Raw genomic sequence first — 16,527 nt, forward strand, 5'->3', positions numbered from 1 at the left:
TTTTTTAACTAGCAATCAGACTTGGAAAGATGGGAAATAACGTAGTCGTTCTAGGCACCCAATGGGGTGACGAAGGTAAAGGTAAAATCGTAGACCTTTTAACTGAAGATGCAAAATACGTGGTTCGCTATCAAGGCGGTCACAATGCAGGTCACACACTTGTAATCGACGGTGAAAAAACCGTACTTCACTTAATTCCATCAGGTATCCTTCGCGATAATGTTAAATGCATTATCGGCAACGGTGTAGTTCTATCACCTGACGCATTAATTAAAGAAATGAAGCCTCTTGAAGAGCGCGGCATTGCAGTACGTGACAGTCTTTTCATTTCTGAAGCATGTCCTCTAATTCTTCCTTACCATGTTGCTTTAGACCAAGCGCGCGAAATCGCACGCGGTAAAAAAGCAATCGGTACGACTGGTCGTGGTATCGGTCCTGCTTACGAAGATAAAGTTGCTCGTCGCGGTCTACGCGTTGGCGACCTATTCGATATGGAAGCTTTTGCAGAAAAACTAAAAGAAGTAATGGAATACCATAACTTCGCACTAGTGAACTACTACAAAGCTGACGCAGTAAGCTACGAAGAAGTACTTGAGCAAGCGAAAGGCTACGCTGAACTACTGACTTCAATGGTTATTGACGTAACTGACGAACTAGATGCAGCACGCAAGCGCGGCGACAAGATCATGTTCGAAGGTGCACAAGGTACGCTACTTGATATCGACCACGGTACTTACCCATACGTAACTTCTTCTAACACGACTGCTGGTGGTGTTGCTGCAGGTTCTGGTTTTGGTCCTCGTCACCTAGGTTACATCCTAGGTATCGCGAAAGCATACTGTACTCGTGTTGGTTCAGGTCCATTCCCGACTGAACTTTACGATGGTCTAGACAAGCAAGATCCAGTGGGTAAACACTTGGGTACTGTTGGTCATGAGTTTGGTGCAACGACTGGTCGTCTACGTCGTACTGGTTGGTTCGATGCTGTTGCTATGCGTCGTGCAATCCAAATCAACTCTATCTCTGGTTTCTGTCTAACTAAACTAGACGTGCTAGATGGCCTAGAAGAGCTAAAAATCTGTACTGGTTACAAGATGGACGATGGCTCTGTACTAGAAGTTTCGCCAATGGCTGCTGAATCATTCGAAAAAGCGACGCCAATTTACGAAACAATGCCTGGTTGGTCTGAAAATACTTTCGGTGCTAAATCTATCGATGCGCTTCCAAAAGCGGCTCTAGATTACATCAAGCGTATTGAAGAGCTAACTGGCGTTCCAGTAGACATCATCTCTACTGGCCCAGATCGTAACGAAACCATCATCAAGCTTCACCCATTTGAAGCTTAATCGATAAGCGTTATTGATTGAAAAGAAGTCGACACTCAGTGTCGGCTTTTTTTATATCTGCTATTTTCTGCTTTCTCTATCCTGCCACATCACTTGCTCTTATCTTCACGAGTTAATGGTGGAAATAACAACGTGAACTTGATTCCTTTCTTTCCATGACGCTTGCCGTTGTGATGGATTTTTCATCACCCTATGGCAAACTATTGCCAACTTACGGCAATTTTTGTCTAAAGAGTTTTTTGTTTTTGCCGATACAAATATCGAACCTGCCTATAATGCTAATTACGTCTATGATTGGCGAAGGTAGGGTGTCGGATTCAACAAAGAGTGCAGGTATGAAGCTACGAACAGTAGCAGCTTCGTTGATGCTGGTATTGAGTTCATCATTCAGTTTTGCAAACGCAACTGACATTGGTGAGCCAGTGCCAATCTACTCCGAAGCTGAACTTATTAAACTGATCGAACAGAATAAACATTTAGAACGAGTGAAAGCAGACAACTGCCAATTGGTGGAAGATATTGTCGCGCGTGCAACCCGTATTAGCTTACCTTCGTATGAATTTCTTTACGGAGATATGTTGGCGTGGGGTGTGTGTGTCGATCAAGATGTCGAGCTCGGTCTTTACTATATGGAAAATGCGGCCCATCAGGGCTTACCAACCGCATTGGAGCAGCTTGGTCGTTACTACTCACGCGGTACACTAGTACAGCAAGATAAAGAGCGAGCGATCCCATACCTACGTGAAGCAGCGGCAATGGGTAACCTAAATGCGCGTATCCATTTGGCTGAATTACTACTGCGTGATTATGGCAGCCCGTTAGATTATGAAGATGCTTATCGTTGGTTGTATAACTCAGTGACCGCCGATCAGCGTCAATACAAACGTATTTCCCGTTTACGTACCGGCTTAGAGCAGCGCATGCCTGAGAACATCATTGCCCGCGCTAAGCGCCGTGAGACTTTCTGGTAACGTAGCGCAAAATCGAACACCACATAGACGTTAAACCTGCATTTACAAAAATGCCCAGCGATTGCTGGGCATTTTGTTATCTGAAAGCAGGGGATTATTGAACGACTTCACCTGATTCGATAACCGTTTTACGCACCACATCGGTAAACTCAAGTGCTTCTTTACGGATTTGGTCTTCGTCTACCGTTAGGATTTGACGGTCTTTCATCAGCAGTTTGCCATCCACAATTGAGTGGCGCACGTTGGCTGAGTTTGCAGAGTAAACCAGCGCTGAGTATGGGTTGTAAACTGGAACCATGTTAGGTGCTTTGGTATCGATAACGATGATATCCGCCAGCTTGCCAACTTCGAGAGAACCAATTTTGTCTTCCATGTGCAGTGCTTTTGCTGCGCCCATGGTTGCCATATCAATGACTTTTAGTGGTGGCATAGCAGCACGGTCTTTGTTCACTAGCTTATGAACTTTGGCGACTTGGTTGAATTCGTCGATGGTGCTTAGCGTGTTACCAGACATTGGGCCATCAGTACCTAGGCCGATACGCACATCTTCGTCATACATTTTCAGCGCAGGAGAAACACCTTTAGCTGATTTGATGTTCGCACTCATATTGTGTGCAACACCCATATCTGATTTTTTCACCAACTCGATGTCATGCTCATCAACCAGAATCATGTGTGCGCCGACTAAGTTTTTGTTTAGGGCACCAATGCTATCCATGTAAGCCACTGGTGACAGACCGTTTGAACGCTCTGCAATCACCTGTTGTTCACGGTCTGATTCTGCCAAGTGCATCATCACAGGGACATCTTTCTCTAGAGAAAGCTTTGCTACCTTCTGCAGTGTTTCAGTGGTGTTGGTGTATGGGCCGTGTGGGGCAAAAGCGGGTGTAATGCGAGGGTGATCTTTGTACTGTTCAATGAAGTTCAGCGTGTAATCGATACCTGCATCGGCGTTCTTCGCAGAAGCAACAGGGAACTTGATGATGGTTTCACCTAAGATCGCTCGCATACCAATTTTATCAACGGTTTTTGCTACTTCATCTTCAAAGTAGTACATGTCAGCGTAAGTGGTTACGCCACCTTTTAGCATTTCAACGTTACCAAGGTTGGCACCAATACGCACCATGTCACGAGAAACCAGTTTCGCTTCTAGTGGGAAGATGTAGCGATGTAGGCGATCTGGCACGTCATCCGCAAGTGAACGGAAGACGGTCATTGACACGTGGGTGTGTGTATTGATAAGGCCTGGCATAACGATATCGCCATCCACATCCAACACGTTATCCGCTTGGTATTTTTTCTCTAACGACTCATCGCCGACTGCGATGATTTTGTTGTCTTTAATAACCACTGTACCGTTTTCGTAAACGGTTTTGTCTTGGTTCATGGTCAGAACCATGGCATCAGTGATGATCAGATCGGCTTGTTCTGCTGCTTGAGAAAAAGCAGAGAATAGACCTAAGCTTGCAATCGCAGTAGCTAATAGAGTGCGTTTCATAGAGATAATCAAACCTAAAAAGGGGGAATAGGAAGTTGGCGCAGAATATCGCAACAAGTCATGCGTATTGCAATCGTTTGCTTTGTTGTTTACATTCAAGTGTGATCTAGATCATTATTTGTATATGGAGTGAATTTTTATAAATATGCACCTCTTTTATCTGGGTGATTATTGGTCTGTAAAGGGCTGCCGAGTCGCGAGTTATTTACCATGTGCGAGCTCTCTGGCCGCTGGTAAGTTATGAAAACTTCGAATCTATTTAGTCTTTTTGTAACCACTTCGCTGTAGCTTATGCCATGACTCGGATATACTAGCCGTATACCTTCCTTGCTAAGTTGGGCTTGCTTATGTCAGACCAAATCCAAAACGATCCCTTTGCTGATCGTGAATCACAAAATTACGACAATCCTATTCCAAGCCGTGAGTTCATTCTCGAGTTCTTGAAACAGGCCGGCGTTCCGATGAACCGCAATGACCTGTTTGAAGCACTTAAACTTCAAGGTGAAGAGCAATATGAAGGCTTACGTCGTCGCTTACGAGCGATGGAGCGTGATGGTCAATTGGTCTTTACTCGCCGTCAGTGTTACGCATTGCCTGAAAAACTAGAGATGGTAAAAGGCTATGTGATTGGTCATAAAGATGGTCATGGCTGGGTTCGACCAGAAGGCAGTACCGGCAAGGATAACGACATCGTGCTGCCGCACCACCAAATGAAAAACATCATTCACGGTGATTTTGTTTTGGTGCAACCGACGGACAACTCAAAACGTGGCCGCAAGGAAGGCCGTTTGGTTCGCGTACTTGAAGAACGTAAAACGCAAATCGTCGGTCGCTTCTTCTTAGAGTATGGCTACTCATACGTAGTGCCAGATGATTCTCGTATTTGCCAAGATATCTTGATCCCTAACGAGCACAAGTCTACGGCGCGCATGGGGAATGTGGTTGTGATTGAGATTACCGATCGTGGTACACGTTCACGCGGTATGATGGGTCAAGTGGTCGAAGTGTTAGGTGAGAAAATGGCGCCGGGCATGGAAACGCAAATTGCGATTCGCACCCACCAGATCCCACACGAGTGGCCAGAAGCGGTCGATAAACAAATTGAACATCTGGGCGAAGAAGTACCAGAAGAGGCGAAAGCTGGCCGTGTTGATTTGCGCCAATTGCCATTGATGACTATTGATGGTGAAGACGCACGAGACTTCGATGACGCCGTATTCTGTGAAGCGAAAAAAGGCGGCGGCTGGCGCTTATGGGTCGCGATTGCTGATGTGAGCTACTACGTTCGTCCGGAAACCGCATTAGATAAAGAAGCGATAAACCGTGGTAACTCGGTTTACTTCCCTTCACAAGTTGTTCCTATGCTGCCAGAAGTGCTTTCAAATGGTCTGTGTTCTCTCAACCCGCAAGTTGATCGCTTGTGTATGGTGTGTGAGATGACGATTTCTGCGACGGGTAAGCTATCGAGCTATAAGCACTATGAAGGTGTGATGAACTCGCATGCTCGCCTGACCTACAACAAAGTGGGCGCAGTATTAGATGGCGATGAGGAGTTGCGTCAACGTTACGCACCTTTAGTACCGCATCTTGAAGAGCTACATAAGATGTACAAAGTGCTGAAAAGTGCTCGTGATAATCGTGGTGCGATTGAATTTGAAACGGTTGAAACTAAGTTCATCTTCAACGCAGAGCGTAAGATCGATCGTATTGAGCCGGTGATTCGTAACGATGCGCATAAGCTCATCGAAGAATGTATGATTCTGGCTAACATCGCTTCAGCATCATTGGTTGAGAAGGCTAAAGAAGCCGCGTTGTACCGTATTCACGAAACTCCGGGTGAACTGCGCCTGCAAGGTTTCCGTGACTTCCTGGGCGAGCTTGGTTTGAATCTTGGCGGCGGCTTAGAGCCATCACCAACCGATTACGCGGAATTGGTAAAACAGATTGCTGAGCGTCAAGATAAAGAGCTGATCCAAACTATGCTGCTACGCTCAATGAAGCAAGCGGTCTATAGTGCGGATAACTGTGGTCACTTTGGCTTAGCACTCAAACGCTACGCGCACTTTACTTCACCGATCCGTCGTTACCCAGACTTGCTACTGCACCGTGCAATCAAATACCTGATTGCCAAAGAAGAAGGGCGTAACCAAGATCGCTGGACACCAACCGGTGGTTACCACTATTCATTTGATGATATGGATTTCTACGGTGAGCAATGTTCGATGACCGAGCGTCGCGCGGATGATGCGACACGTGAAGTATCGGATTGGCTGAAATGTGAATACATGCAAGATCACGTCGGCGATGAGCTTGAAGGTGTGATTGCCAATGTGACCAGTTTTGGTTTCTTTGTCCGTCTAACAGAATTGCATATCGATGGTTTAGTGCATATTTCGTCTCTGGCGAATGATTACTACCACTTTGACCCAGTAGGGCAAAGACTTATCGGTGAAAGCTTTGGCGCGATTTACCGTCTCGGTGATGCGGTTAAAGTAAAAGTACAAGCAGTCAACCTTGATGACCGTCAAATTGACTTTGCATTAGTTGAAACAAGTCGTAAGCTACGCGGCGAAGGTAAGACGGCTAAAAAGCGTGCGGTCGAAGCTCAGCTTAAAGCCAAAGCGAAAAAACGCGCAGCCACCGGTGGCCGAGAGGATCGCAAAGCAAAACCTGCGATTGAGCCAACCAAGGCACCAGTGAAAGCTGAAGCCAAAGGTGAAGCGAAAAAGCCTAAGGTGAAAAAAGCGCGTAAGAAAAAACCGCACAGCAATTCCAAAAAGGGAAAGCGCAGTAGCAGTACCAAGAGCGAATAGTCGTTTCAACAACAGGTTTAGAAAATGAGTAACGAATTTCTTTATGGCATCCATGCTGTGAAAGCAGTATTGGAACGTGAGCCGGAGCGTTTTATTGAAGCGTACGTGCTGAAAGGGCGTCAAGATGACCGCCTAATGCCAATTTTGAATGAACTGCAACGCTGTGGCGTTTCAATTCAACAGATGGGACGTAAAACACTGGATGACAAAGCACAAGGTGCGAATCACCAAGGTGTTATTGCCCGTGTTAAACCAGCTAAACAGCTGAATGAAAATGATCTTGATGACATCATCGATCAGCATGAAGCGCCACTTCTGTTGGTACTTGATGGCGTGACGGATCCGCACAATTTGGGCGCGTGTCTACGTAATGCTGATGCTGCTGGTGTCGCTGCGATCATTGTACCTAAAGACCGTTCAGCACCAATGACCGCGACAGTAAGCAAAGTGGCTTGCGGCGCTGCGGAAATTGTGCCGCTGATCCGCGTGACTAACCTTGCTCGCACCATGCGTGCGCTGCAAGAGAAGGGCGTGTGGTTTGTTGGTACCGCTGGGGAAGCAACGCATGATATCTACCAAGCGAAACTGACTGGTCCACTGGCGATTGTGATGGGTGCAGAAGGCGATGGTATGCGTCGCTTAACTCGCGAAACGTGTGATGACCTGATTAAGATCCCAATGGCGGGAACGGTATCGAGCCTTAACGTTTCAGTGGCATCGGGTATCTGCTTGTTTGAAGCGGTTCGTCAGCGTAGCTTATAAAACAAAGCTGTCGGAGTGATTGCACAAGTGTTTCACTTCGAAAGACAACATTAAGCCGCGTAAACTCATCATGAGTTTGAGCAAAATAGAAGGGATGTGTAGCAATTTAAGCGCGCATCCCTTTTTATTAACTCTGCTTTATGTAGTAGGACGAGAAATGAAGGTCGCGCGCTCATCTCGCCATTCTCAATCTGTTGTTGTTTACTCACATCTCGTTTCTCCCTTTTCAATTCTTTTCTCGCCTCTCAAATCACCCAAGATTATTTTTCACTCGCCTCTTGAAGTTAAAACTGTGATCTGTATAATGCCTCGCACTGGTTAAGCCAGTTGTGAACCAATGAGCAGTGAGGAGCTGATAAATCTTCGATTTATTAGGTAATGTAGACTCAGCTTATGTTCGCGGTTAATACAATTAGGTATCTATTCTTCGGAATAACTGCTTTTAGAGGTGACTCTTTAAGCGGGGGTGGTTAATCGAAAATTAACTGACAATGCGTCCTAATCTTGGATGCTACGGTTTCACATAAATCAATCGGCATTCTCTCGCCTTATGCGAGTTTGAGTGGCGATATTGTTTGTGTAATATTTACTAATTGGAGCTCTGTCTCATGCAGAACCAACGTATCCGTATCCGCCTTAAAGCGTTCGATTACAAGCTAATCGATGCTTCAACAGCGGAAATCGTTGAAACAGCTAAGCGCACAGGCGCACAGGTTCGTGGTCCAATCCCACTACCTACTCGTAAAGAGCGTTTCACAGTTCTTATCTCTCCACACGTTAACAAAGATGCACGTGATCAGTACGAAATTCGTACTCACAAACGTCTAATCGACATCGTTGAGCCAACAGACAAAACTGTTGATGCTCTGATGCGTCTAGACCTAGCTGCAGGCGTTGACGTTCAAATTAGCCTAGGTTAAGGGAGATTAGAATAATGATTGGTCTAATCGGTCGTAAAGTGGGCATGACCCGCGTATTTACTGAAGACGGCGTTTCTATCCCAGTAACTGTTGTTGAAGTTGAAGCAAACCGTGTAACTCAAGTTAAATCTCTTGAGACTGACGGTTACGCAGCAATTCAAGTTACAGCTGGAACTAAGAAAGCTAACCGCGTTACTAAACCAGAAGCTGGTCACTTTGCTAAAGCAGGTGTTGAAGCTGGTCGTGGTCTTTGGGAATTCCGTTTGGAAAACGGTGAAGAGTTTGCAGTTGGCGCTGAGCTAACAGTTGAACTATTCAACGAAACTAAAAAAGTAGACGTTACTGGTACATCTAAAGGTAAGGGCTTCCAAGGCGCTGTTAAGCGTTGGAACTTCCGTACTCAAGATATGACTCACGGTAACTCATTGTCTCACCGTGCACCGGGTTCAATTGGCCAATGTCAAACTCCAGGTCGCGTGTTTAAAGGCAAGAAAATGGCAGGTCACATGGGTGCTGAGCGTGTAACGACTCAAAACCTAGAGATCGTACGTGTTGACGCTGAGCGCAATCTGCTTCTTATTAAAGGTGCAGTCCCAGGCGCAACTGGCGGCAACGTGATCGTTAAACCAGCTATTAAAGCATAACGTCTCAGGAGTAAGTAATGGAACTTATGGTTAAAGGTGCTGATGCACTGACTGTTTCTGAAACTACTTTCGGACGTGAGTTTAACGAAGCTCTGGTACACCAAGTAGTTGTTGCGTACGCAGCAGGTGCTCGTCAAGGTACTCGCGCTCAAAAAACACGTTCAGAAGTTTCTGGCGGTGGCGCTAAGCCATGGCGTCAAAAAGGTACTGGCCGTGCACGTGCTGGTACAATCCGTAGCCCAATCTGGCGTTCGGGTGGTGTTACTTTTGCTGCGAAACCTCAAGATCACAGCCAAAAAGTAAACAAGAAAATGTACCGCGGTGCTATGAAGAGCATTCTTTCTGAGCTAGTTCGTCAAGAGCGTCTAATCGTTGTTGATAACTTCTCTGTAGAAGCTCCAAAAACTAAAGAGCTAGTAGCTAAGCTTAAAGAGCTTGAGCTTAACGATGTACTAATCGTAACTGGCGAAGTAGATGAGAATCTATTCTTAGCAGCTCGTAACCTATACAAAGTTGATGCACGTGATGTTGCTGGTATTGATCCAGTATCTCTAATTGCATTCAACAAGGTTCTAATGACTGCTGATGCAGTTAAGCAAGTTGAGGAGATGCTAGCATGATCACTGAAGAACGTATCCTAAAAGTTCTACGTGCTCCGCACATCTCTGAAAAAGCAACTATGGCTGCAGAGAAAGCGAACACTATCGTTTTCAAAGTAGCTAAAGATGCAACTAAGAAAGAGATCAAAGCAGCTGTAGAAAAGCTATTTGAAGTTGAAGTTAAGTCTGTAAATACTCTTATCACTAAGGGTAAGACCAAACGTCAAGGTCTACGCCAAGGTCGCCGCAGCGACGTTAAGAAAGCGTACGTTACTTTGAACGAAGGTCAAGATCTTGACTTTGTTGGCGGCGCGGAATAACAGGAGTAGTTGAGAAATGGCTATTGTTAAATGTAAGCCGACTTCCCCTGGTCGTCGTCACGTAGTTAAAGTTGTTAACGCTGACCTACACAAGGGTAAGCCTTACGCACCTCTTCTAGAGAAAAACTCTAAGAACGGCGGTCGTAACAACAACGGTCGTATTACAGTACGTCACATCGGTGGTGGTCATAAGCAACACTACCGTTTGATTGACTTCAAACGTACTAAAGACGGTATCCCAGCGAAAGTTGAACGTCTAGAATACGATCCAAACCGTAGCGCTAACATCGCTCTAGTTCTGTACGCAGACGGTGAGCGTCGTTACATCCTAGCACCTAAAGGTGTTAACGCAGGTGATGCAATCCAGTCTGGCCCAGATGCGGCAATCAAAGCTGGTAACGCTCTTCCAATGCGTAACATCCCAGTAGGTTCAACTGTACATAACGTTGAACTTAAACCTGGTAAAGGTGGTCAGCTAGCTCGTTCGGCTGGTGCATATGCTCAAATCGTTGCTCGCGACGGTTCATATGTAACTATCCGTCTACGTTCTGGCGAAATGCGCAAAGTATTGTCTGAAGGCCGTGCAACAATCGGTGAAGTAGGCAACTCTGAGCACATGCTACGTGAACTTGGTAAAGCTGGTGCTTCACGCTGGCGCGGCGTACGTCCAACCGTACGTGGTGTAGTAATGAACCCGGTTGATCACCCACACGGTGGTGGTGAAGGTCGCACATCTGGCGGTCGTCACCCTGTATCACCATGGGGTATGCCTACTAAAGGCTTCAAGACTCGTAAGAACAAACGCACTGACAAGTACATCGTACGTCGTCGTAACAAATAATCTATAAAGAGGAATCGCCATGCCACGTTCTCTCAAGAAAGGTCCTTTTATTGACCTACACTTGCTGAAGAAGGTAGAGAAAGCGGTGGAAAGCGGAGACAAAAAGCCTGTTAAGACTTGGTCCCGTCGCTCAATGATCATCCCTACGATGATCGGTTTGACCATCGCTGTCCATAATGGTCGTCAGCACGTACCAGTATTTGTAACTGAAGAAATGATCGGTCACAAACTGGGTGAATTCGCACCAACTCGTACTTACCGTGGCCACGCTGCGGATAAGAAAGCTAAGAAGCGTTAAGGAGTAAATGATGGAAGCATTAGCTAAACATAACTTTGCTCGCATTTCTCCTCAGAAAGCTCGCTTAGTGGCAGACCAGATTCGTGGTAAATCAGTTGATCAAGCTCTAGAAATCTTGACGTTCAGCAACAAAAAAGCTGCTGAACTAATCAAGAAAGTTCTTGAATCAGCTATCGCGAACGCGGAGCACAACGAAGGTGCAGATATCGACGATCTAAATGTCGCTAAAATCTTCGTAGATGAAGGCCCAACCATGAAGCGTATTATGCCTCGTGCTAAAGGTCGTGCGGATCGTATCTTGAAGCGTTCAAGCCACATCACTATTGTTGTAGCAGATCGCTAAGAGACTAGGAGAGTAAGCAATGGGTCAAAAAGTACATCCAAATGGTATTCGTCTAGGCATCGTTAAGCCTTGGAATGCTACATGGTTTGCTAACACCAAAGATTTCGCTGACAACCTAGACGGCGACTTCAAGGTACGTCAGTTCCTAACTAAGGAACTAACAAAAGCATCACTATCACGCATCGTTATCGAACGTCCTGCGAAGAGCATCCGTGTGACTATTCACACTGCTCGTCCAGGCGTAGTTATCGGTAAGAAAGGCGAAGACGTAGAGAAACTACGTGCAGCTGTAGCAAAAATCGCAGGTGTACCAGCGCAAATTAACATCGCTGAAGTACGTAAGCCTGAGCTTGATGCTCAACTTGTTGGTGATAGCATCGCGTCTCAGCTAGAGCGTCGTGTTATGTTCCGTCGTGCTATGAAGCGCGCGGTACAAAACGCAATGCGCCTTGGCGCTAAAGGCATCAAAGTGCAAGTAAGCGGTCGTCTTGGCGGCGCTGAAATTGCACGCGCAGAGTGGTACCGTGAAGGCCGTGTGCCTCTACACACTCTACGTGCTGATATTGATTACGCAACTTCTTCGGCTCACACCCAATACGGTGTGATCGGCATTAAAGTTTGGATCTTCAAAGGTGAGATTCTAGGCGGTATGCCAGCTGCTAACGCAGTAGAGCCTAAAGGCGATAAGCCTAAGAAGCAGCGTAAAGGCCGTAAGTAAGGAGTCGACAGATGCTACAACCAAAACGTACTAAGTTCCGTAAGGTTATGACTGGTCGTAACCGTGGTCTAGCTAAAGGTACTGATGTAAGCTTCGGCGAATTCGGTCTTAAAGCTGTTGGCCGTGGTCGTCTAACTGCTCGTCAAATTGAAGCGGCACGTCGTGCTATGACACGTCACGTTAAGCGTCAAGGTAAAATCTGGATCCGTGTGTTCCCAGACAAACCAATCACAGAAAAACCACTTGAAGTTCGTCAGGGTAAAGGTAAAGGTAACGTTGAGTACTGGGTAGCCCAAATCCAACCTGGAAAGGTAATGTACGAAATGGGTGGCGTTCCTGAAGAATTGGCACGTGAAGCGTTCCGCCTAGCGGCACGTAAACTGCCATTCAAGACGACATTTGTAACTAAGCAGGTGATGTGATGAAAGCACAAGATCTACGCGAAAAAAACGTTGAAGAGCTTAATGCTGAGCTTTTGACTTTGCTACGTGAACAGTTCAACTTGCGCATGCAAGCTGCAACTGGTCAACTACAGCAAACTCATACTCTAAAAGCTGTACGCCGTGATATCGCACGTGTGAAAACTGTTTTGACTGAAAAGGCAGGCGCATAATGAGCGAAGTAAAACGTACTCAACAAGGCCGTGTTGTTAGCGACAAGATGGACAAGTCTATCGTTGTTGCAATCGAACGTTTCGTAAAACACCCGATTTACGGTAAATTCGTTCGCCGCACGACTAAAGTACACGCACACGACGAGAACAACGAATGTGGCCTAGGCGACAAAGTTGAAATCGCTGAGTGTCGTCCACTGTCTAAGACTAAGTCTTGGACTTTGGTAAGCGTTCTAGAAAAAGCGAAAGGTTAATCCCTAGCTAATTCTATGAAACGAAACGGCTCCAAAAAATATTTTGGGGCCGTTTATTTTTTGACTACCCAATCACAAAAAAGGGTGGTACAATTCGCGTCCCTTTTAAAGAGGCAGCCCGACCCGTGATGGGTCTAGTTATTAATATTTAGCGGAGCACTAACAATGATCCAAATGCAAAGTACACTTGACGCTGCAGATAACTCTGGTGCGCGCAAGGTAATGTGTATTAAGGTCCTGGGTGGTTCTCACCGCCGTTATGCACATATCGGTGACGTCATCAAGGTTACAGTGAAAGAAGCAATTCCTCGCGGTAAAGTTAAAAAAGGTGATGTTCTGAAGGCGGTAGTAGTGCGCACCCGTAAAGGCGTTCGTCGCCCAGACGGTTCTGTCATTCGCTTCGACCGTAATGCTTGCGTATTGCTTAACGACAATACAGAGCAACCAATCGGTACACGTATCTTTGGCCCTGTGACACGCGAACTTCGTGGCGATAAATTCATGAAGATCGTTTCACTTGCTCCAGAAGTTCTGTAAGGAGCGCTATAATGGCAGCTAAAATCCGTCGTAATGACGAAGTAATCGTTCTTGCTGGTAAAGACAAAGGCAAGAAAGGTAAAGTAACTAAGGTTCTAGCAACTGGTAAAGTTGTTGTTGAAGGTATCAACCTAGTTAAGAAACACCAAAAACCTGTTCCTGCTCTAAATATCCAAGGTGGTATTGTTGAGCAAGAAGCAGCTATTGATGCTTCTAACGTTGCAATCTTTAACGCAGCAACTGGTAACGCGGACCGAGTAGGTTTCCGTTTTGAAGAAGGCAAAAAAGTGCGTTTCTTCAAGTCTAACGGTGAAACAATTAAGTAATTTGGAGTTCTACTATGGCGAAACTGCATGATTACTACAAGTCGTCTGTAGTCGCTGAACTGACCAAAGAGTTCAGCTACACAAGCGTCATGCAAGTCCCTAGAATCGAAAAGATCACCCTAAACATGGGTGTGGGTGAAGCAATCAACGATAAGAAACTGCTAGAAAACGCAGCAGCTGATATGGCAACGATCTCTGGTCAAAAGCCACTTATCACTAAAGCGCGTAAATCTGTTGCAGGTTTCAAAATCCGTGAAGGCTACCCAATCGGTTGTAAAGTAACCTTGCGTGGCGAACGTATGTGGGATTTTCTTGAGCGTTTGATTAACATCGCTCTACCACGTGTACGTGACTTCCGTGGTGTTAGCGCTAAGTCTTTTGACGGACGCGGTAACTACAGCATGGGCGTTCGCGAGCAAATCATCTTCCCGGAAATCGACTTTGATAAAGTTGATCGTGTACGCGGTCTTGATATTACTATCACGACGTCAGCTGGCACAGATGCGGAAGGCCGAGCTCTGCTGGCTGCCTTTAACTTCCCATTCCGTAAGTAAGGTGAAGGGTTACTGTTATGGCTAAAAATTCGATGAAAGCACGTGAAGCTAAACGTGCAAAACTAGTAGCTAAGTTCGCTGAAAAGCGTGCTGCGCTAAAAGTTATCATTAGCGATGTAAACGCATCTGAAGAAGCTCGTTGGGAAGCAGTTCTTAAACTGCAATCACTTCCACGTGATTCAAGTGCATCACGTCAGCGCAACCGTTGCAACCAAACTGGTCGCCCACACGGTTACCTGCGTAAGTTCGGTCTAAGCCGTATTAAAGTTCGCGAAGCTTGCATGAAAGGCGAGATTCCTGGACTTCGTAAGGCTAGCTGGTAATTGCCACTTAATCATTTGGAGTAAATCTTATGAGCATGCAAGATCCGATTTCGGATATGCTGACCCGCGTTCGCAACGGTCAGGCAGCAAACAAAGTTGCTGTAAAAATGCCTTCTTCAAAGCTTAAAGTTGCTATTGCTGCATTACTTAAAGCTGAAGGTTACATCGTAGACTTCGCTGTTAACAGCGAAGCTAAACCTGAGCTAGAAGTTACTCTTAAGTACTTCCAAGCTAAACCAGTTATCGAGCAACTTAAGCGTGTTTCTCGTCCAGGCCTACGCGTTTACAAGAAGAAAGATTCTCTTCCTTCTGTAATGGGTGGTCTAGGTGTTGCTATCGTTTCAACTTCCAAGGGTCTTATGTCAGACCGTGCTGCGCGTAAAGCAGGTCTTGGTGGTGAAATCATCTGTTACGTTGCCTAAGGAGTAGACTATGTCTCGTGTTGCTAAAGCACCTGTCGCTATTCCAGCTGGCGTAGAGGTGAAACTAAACGGCCAAGAAGTTACTGTAAAAGGTGCTAAAGGCGAACTAACTCGCGTTCTTAACAACGCAGTTGTTATCGCTCAGGAAGAAAACAACCTTACTTTCGGTCCACGTGAAGGTGTTGTAAACGCATGGGCACAAGCAGGTACTGCTCGTGCACTAGTTAACAACATGGTAATCGGTGTGACTGAAGGCTTTGTGAAGAAGCTAACGCTTAAAGGTGTAGGTTACCGTGCTGCTATCAAAGGCAACGCTGTAGGTCTAACACTAGGCTTCTCTCACCCTGTTGAGCATGAACTGCCAGCGGGTATTACAGCTGAATGTCCAAGCCAAACTGAAATCGTTATTACTGGTTGCGATAAGCAAGTAGTAGGTCAAGTTGCGGCTGATATTCGTTCTTACCGTGCTCCTGAACCTTACAAAGGTAAAGGTGTTCGTTACGCAGATGAAAATGTGCGTACCAAAGAAGCTAAGAAGAAGTAAGGTAACACTATGGATAAGAAAGCATCTCGCATCCGTCGTGCTACACGTGCACGTCGTAAGATTGCAGAACTTGGTGCAACTCGCCTGGTAGTACACCGTACTCCTCGCCATGTTTACGCTCAAGTTATCGCGGCAAACGGCTCTGAGGTTATCGCAGCTGCTTCTACTGTAGAAAAAGCGATCCGTGAGCAAGTGAAATACACTGGTAACATCGATGCAGCTAAAGCAGTTGGTAAAGCTGTTGCTGAGCGCGCTCTTGAAAAAGGCGTGACTTCAGTTGCATTCGATCGTTCTGGTTTCCAATACCACGGTCGAGTAGCGGCGCTAGCAGATTCTGCTCGCGAAGCTGGTCTGAAATTCTAAGGTAGGGTTGGAAGATGGCTAAAGAACAACAAGTTCAAGCGAATGATTTGCAAGAAAAGCTAATCGCAGTTAACCGCGTTTCTAAAACGGTTAAAGGCGGTCGAATCATGAGCTTTACTGCACTAACAGTAGTTGGTGACGGTAACGGTCGCGTAGGTTTCGGTTACGGCAAAGCACGTGAAGTACCTGCAGCGATTCAAAAAGCAATGGAAAAAGCACGTCGTAACATGACTACGATCGCGCTTAACGAAGGTACTCTTCACCACCCAGTGAAAGGTCGCCATTCGGGCTCTAAAGTTTACATGCAGCCTGCTGCTGAAGGTACTGGTGTTATCGCCGGCGGCGCAATGCGTGCAGTACTTGAAGTTGCTGGTGTACACAACGTACTATCTAAAGCATACGGTTCTACGAACCCTATCAACATCGTTCGTGCTACGATCGATGCACTAGGTAGCGTTAAGTCACCAGAAATGGTTGCTGCTAAACGTGGTCTAACTGTTGAATCTATTTCGGAGTAA

24 protein-coding genes are annotated in these 16,527 nt (G+C 46.0%); 23 read left to right on the forward strand and 1 reads right to left on the reverse strand.

The annotated features are described in order from the left end of the window. The first annotated feature begins 29 nt into the window (after nucleotides 1-29). Together RJD38_RS07855 and motX are read left to right on the forward strand one after the other, a co-directional pair. A complete protein-coding gene (locus RJD38_RS07855; RefSeq protein ID WP_367971180.1) occupies nucleotides 30-1,346 on the forward strand; it encodes an adenylosuccinate synthase in 1,317 nt (438 codons plus the stop codon). A 335-nt stretch (nucleotides 1,347-1,681) separates the two neighbouring features. Beyond that, nucleotides 1,682-2,317 (forward strand): flagellar protein MotX, encoded by a 636-nt coding sequence (motX, locus tag RJD38_RS07860; protein ID WP_005597141.1) that lies wholly within the window; start codon nucleotides 1,682-1,684, stop codon nucleotides 2,315-2,317. A gap of 94 nt (nucleotides 2,318-2,411) precedes the next feature. Here motX and RJD38_RS07865 read toward each other — a convergent pair whose 3' ends face one another. Then, nucleotides 2,412-3,821, reverse strand: coding sequence for an amidohydrolase (locus RJD38_RS07865; RefSeq protein ID WP_367971447.1), 1,410 nt, complete (start codon nucleotides 3,819-3,821; stop codon nucleotides 2,412-2,414). A gap of 341 nt (nucleotides 3,822-4,162) precedes the next feature. Here RJD38_RS07865 and rnr point away from each other — a divergent pair, with 341 nt between their 5' ends. The 21 genes from rnr (at nucleotide 4,163) to rpsE (ending at nucleotide 16,527) form a co-directional block, all read left to right on the forward strand. After that, nucleotides 4,163-6,628: a ribonuclease R gene (gene rnr / locus RJD38_RS07870; RefSeq protein WP_367971182.1), complete on the forward strand. Its 2,466-nt coding sequence runs from the start codon at nucleotides 4,163-4,165 to the stop codon at nucleotides 6,626-6,628. Nucleotides 6,629-6,652: 24 nt separating this feature from the next. Beyond that, nucleotides 6,653-7,390, forward strand: coding sequence for a 23S rRNA (guanosine(2251)-2'-O)-methyltransferase RlmB (gene rlmB / locus RJD38_RS07875; protein ID WP_005597135.1), 738 nt, complete (start codon nucleotides 6,653-6,655; stop codon nucleotides 7,388-7,390). Nucleotides 7,391-7,998: 608 nt separating this feature from the next. Next, nucleotides 7,999-8,310 carry a 30S ribosomal protein S10 gene (gene rpsJ / locus RJD38_RS07880; RefSeq protein WP_001181007.1) on the forward strand — a complete coding sequence of 104 codons (312 nt, stop codon included), beginning with the start codon at nucleotides 7,999-8,001 and terminating at the stop codon, nucleotides 8,308-8,310. Between the two features lie 14 nt (nucleotides 8,311-8,324). Further along, nucleotides 8,325-8,954 carry a 50S ribosomal protein L3 gene (gene rplC / locus RJD38_RS07885; protein ID WP_005597133.1) on the forward strand — a complete coding sequence of 210 codons (630 nt, stop codon included), beginning with the start codon at nucleotides 8,325-8,327 and terminating at the stop codon, nucleotides 8,952-8,954. A 17-nt stretch (nucleotides 8,955-8,971) separates the two neighbouring features. After that, nucleotides 8,972-9,574 (forward strand): 50S ribosomal protein L4, encoded by a 603-nt coding sequence (gene rplD, locus RJD38_RS07890; RefSeq protein ID WP_005597132.1) that lies wholly within the window; start codon nucleotides 8,972-8,974, stop codon nucleotides 9,572-9,574. Next, a complete protein-coding gene (rplW, locus tag RJD38_RS07895; RefSeq protein ID WP_005597130.1) occupies nucleotides 9,571-9,873 on the forward strand; it encodes a 50S ribosomal protein L23 in 303 nt (100 codons plus the stop codon). The genes rplD and rplW overlap by 4 nt, the downstream gene beginning before the upstream one ends. Nucleotides 9,874-9,889: 16 nt before the next feature. Then, nucleotides 9,890-10,714, forward strand: coding sequence for a 50S ribosomal protein L2 (gene rplB / locus RJD38_RS07900; protein WP_005597128.1), 825 nt, complete (start codon nucleotides 9,890-9,892; stop codon nucleotides 10,712-10,714). 19 nt (nucleotides 10,715-10,733) lie between these two features. Beyond that, nucleotides 10,734-11,012, forward strand: a complete 279-nt coding sequence (gene rpsS / locus RJD38_RS07905; protein ID WP_005597126.1) for a 30S ribosomal protein S19 — start codon at nucleotides 10,734-10,736, stop codon at nucleotides 11,010-11,012. A gap of 10 nt (nucleotides 11,013-11,022) precedes the next feature. Next, complete coding sequence (gene rplV / locus RJD38_RS07910) at nucleotides 11,023-11,355, forward strand: 50S ribosomal protein L22 (protein ID WP_005597124.1); 333 nt, start codon at nucleotides 11,023-11,025, stop codon at nucleotides 11,353-11,355. Between the two features lie 19 nt (nucleotides 11,356-11,374). Then, nucleotides 11,375-12,073, forward strand: coding sequence for a 30S ribosomal protein S3 (gene rpsC, locus RJD38_RS07915; RefSeq protein WP_367971183.1), 699 nt, complete (start codon nucleotides 11,375-11,377; stop codon nucleotides 12,071-12,073). 11 nt (nucleotides 12,074-12,084) lie between these two features. Further along, on the forward strand, nucleotides 12,085-12,495 hold the full coding sequence (gene rplP, locus RJD38_RS07920) for a 50S ribosomal protein L16 (protein WP_367971184.1): 411 nt from the start codon (nucleotides 12,085-12,087) through the stop codon (nucleotides 12,493-12,495). Continuing rightward, nucleotides 12,495-12,686 carry a 50S ribosomal protein L29 gene (rpmC, locus tag RJD38_RS07925; protein ID WP_005597119.1) on the forward strand — a complete coding sequence of 64 codons (192 nt, stop codon included), beginning with the start codon at nucleotides 12,495-12,497 and terminating at the stop codon, nucleotides 12,684-12,686. Before rplP ends, rpmC begins: the two co-directional genes overlap by 1 nt. After that, a complete protein-coding gene (gene rpsQ, locus RJD38_RS07930; RefSeq protein ID WP_005597117.1) occupies nucleotides 12,686-12,940 on the forward strand; it encodes a 30S ribosomal protein S17 in 255 nt (84 codons plus the stop codon). The genes rpmC and rpsQ overlap by 1 nt, the downstream gene beginning before the upstream one ends. 165 nt (nucleotides 12,941-13,105) lie before the next feature. Then, nucleotides 13,106-13,477, forward strand: coding sequence for a 50S ribosomal protein L14 (gene rplN, locus RJD38_RS07935; protein WP_004745883.1), 372 nt, complete (start codon nucleotides 13,106-13,108; stop codon nucleotides 13,475-13,477). Between the two features lie 11 nt (nucleotides 13,478-13,488). Then, nucleotides 13,489-13,803 carry a 50S ribosomal protein L24 gene (gene rplX / locus RJD38_RS07940; RefSeq protein ID WP_005597114.1) on the forward strand — a complete coding sequence of 105 codons (315 nt, stop codon included), beginning with the start codon at nucleotides 13,489-13,491 and terminating at the stop codon, nucleotides 13,801-13,803. Between the two features lie 14 nt (nucleotides 13,804-13,817). Then, on the forward strand, nucleotides 13,818-14,357 hold the full coding sequence (rplE, locus tag RJD38_RS07945) for a 50S ribosomal protein L5 (protein ID WP_005597112.1): 540 nt from the start codon (nucleotides 13,818-13,820) through the stop codon (nucleotides 14,355-14,357). Nucleotides 14,358-14,374: 17 nt separating this feature from the next. Next, complete coding sequence (rpsN, locus tag RJD38_RS07950; RefSeq protein WP_005597110.1) at nucleotides 14,375-14,680, forward strand: 30S ribosomal protein S14; 306 nt, start codon at nucleotides 14,375-14,377, stop codon at nucleotides 14,678-14,680. Nucleotides 14,681-14,709: 29 nt separating this feature from the next. Further along, nucleotides 14,710-15,102 carry a 30S ribosomal protein S8 gene (rpsH, locus tag RJD38_RS07955; RefSeq protein ID WP_005597108.1) on the forward strand — a complete coding sequence of 131 codons (393 nt, stop codon included), beginning with the start codon at nucleotides 14,710-14,712 and terminating at the stop codon, nucleotides 15,100-15,102. Between the two features lie 10 nt (nucleotides 15,103-15,112). Further along, complete coding sequence (gene rplF, locus RJD38_RS07960; protein ID WP_367971185.1) at nucleotides 15,113-15,646, forward strand: 50S ribosomal protein L6; 534 nt, start codon at nucleotides 15,113-15,115, stop codon at nucleotides 15,644-15,646. A 9-nt stretch (nucleotides 15,647-15,655) separates the two neighbouring features. After that, on the forward strand, nucleotides 15,656-16,009 hold the full coding sequence (rplR, locus tag RJD38_RS07965) for a 50S ribosomal protein L18 (protein WP_005597104.1): 354 nt from the start codon (nucleotides 15,656-15,658) through the stop codon (nucleotides 16,007-16,009). A gap of 14 nt (nucleotides 16,010-16,023) precedes the next feature. Next, nucleotides 16,024-16,527: a 30S ribosomal protein S5 gene (gene rpsE, locus RJD38_RS07970; RefSeq protein WP_005597103.1), complete on the forward strand. Its 504-nt coding sequence runs from the start codon at nucleotides 16,024-16,026 to the stop codon at nucleotides 16,525-16,527.

Origin of the sequence: Vibrio scophthalmi, from assembly GCF_040869025.1 — a bacterium.
Lineage (GTDB): Bacteria > Pseudomonadota > Gammaproteobacteria > Enterobacterales > Vibrionaceae > Vibrio > Vibrio scophthalmi.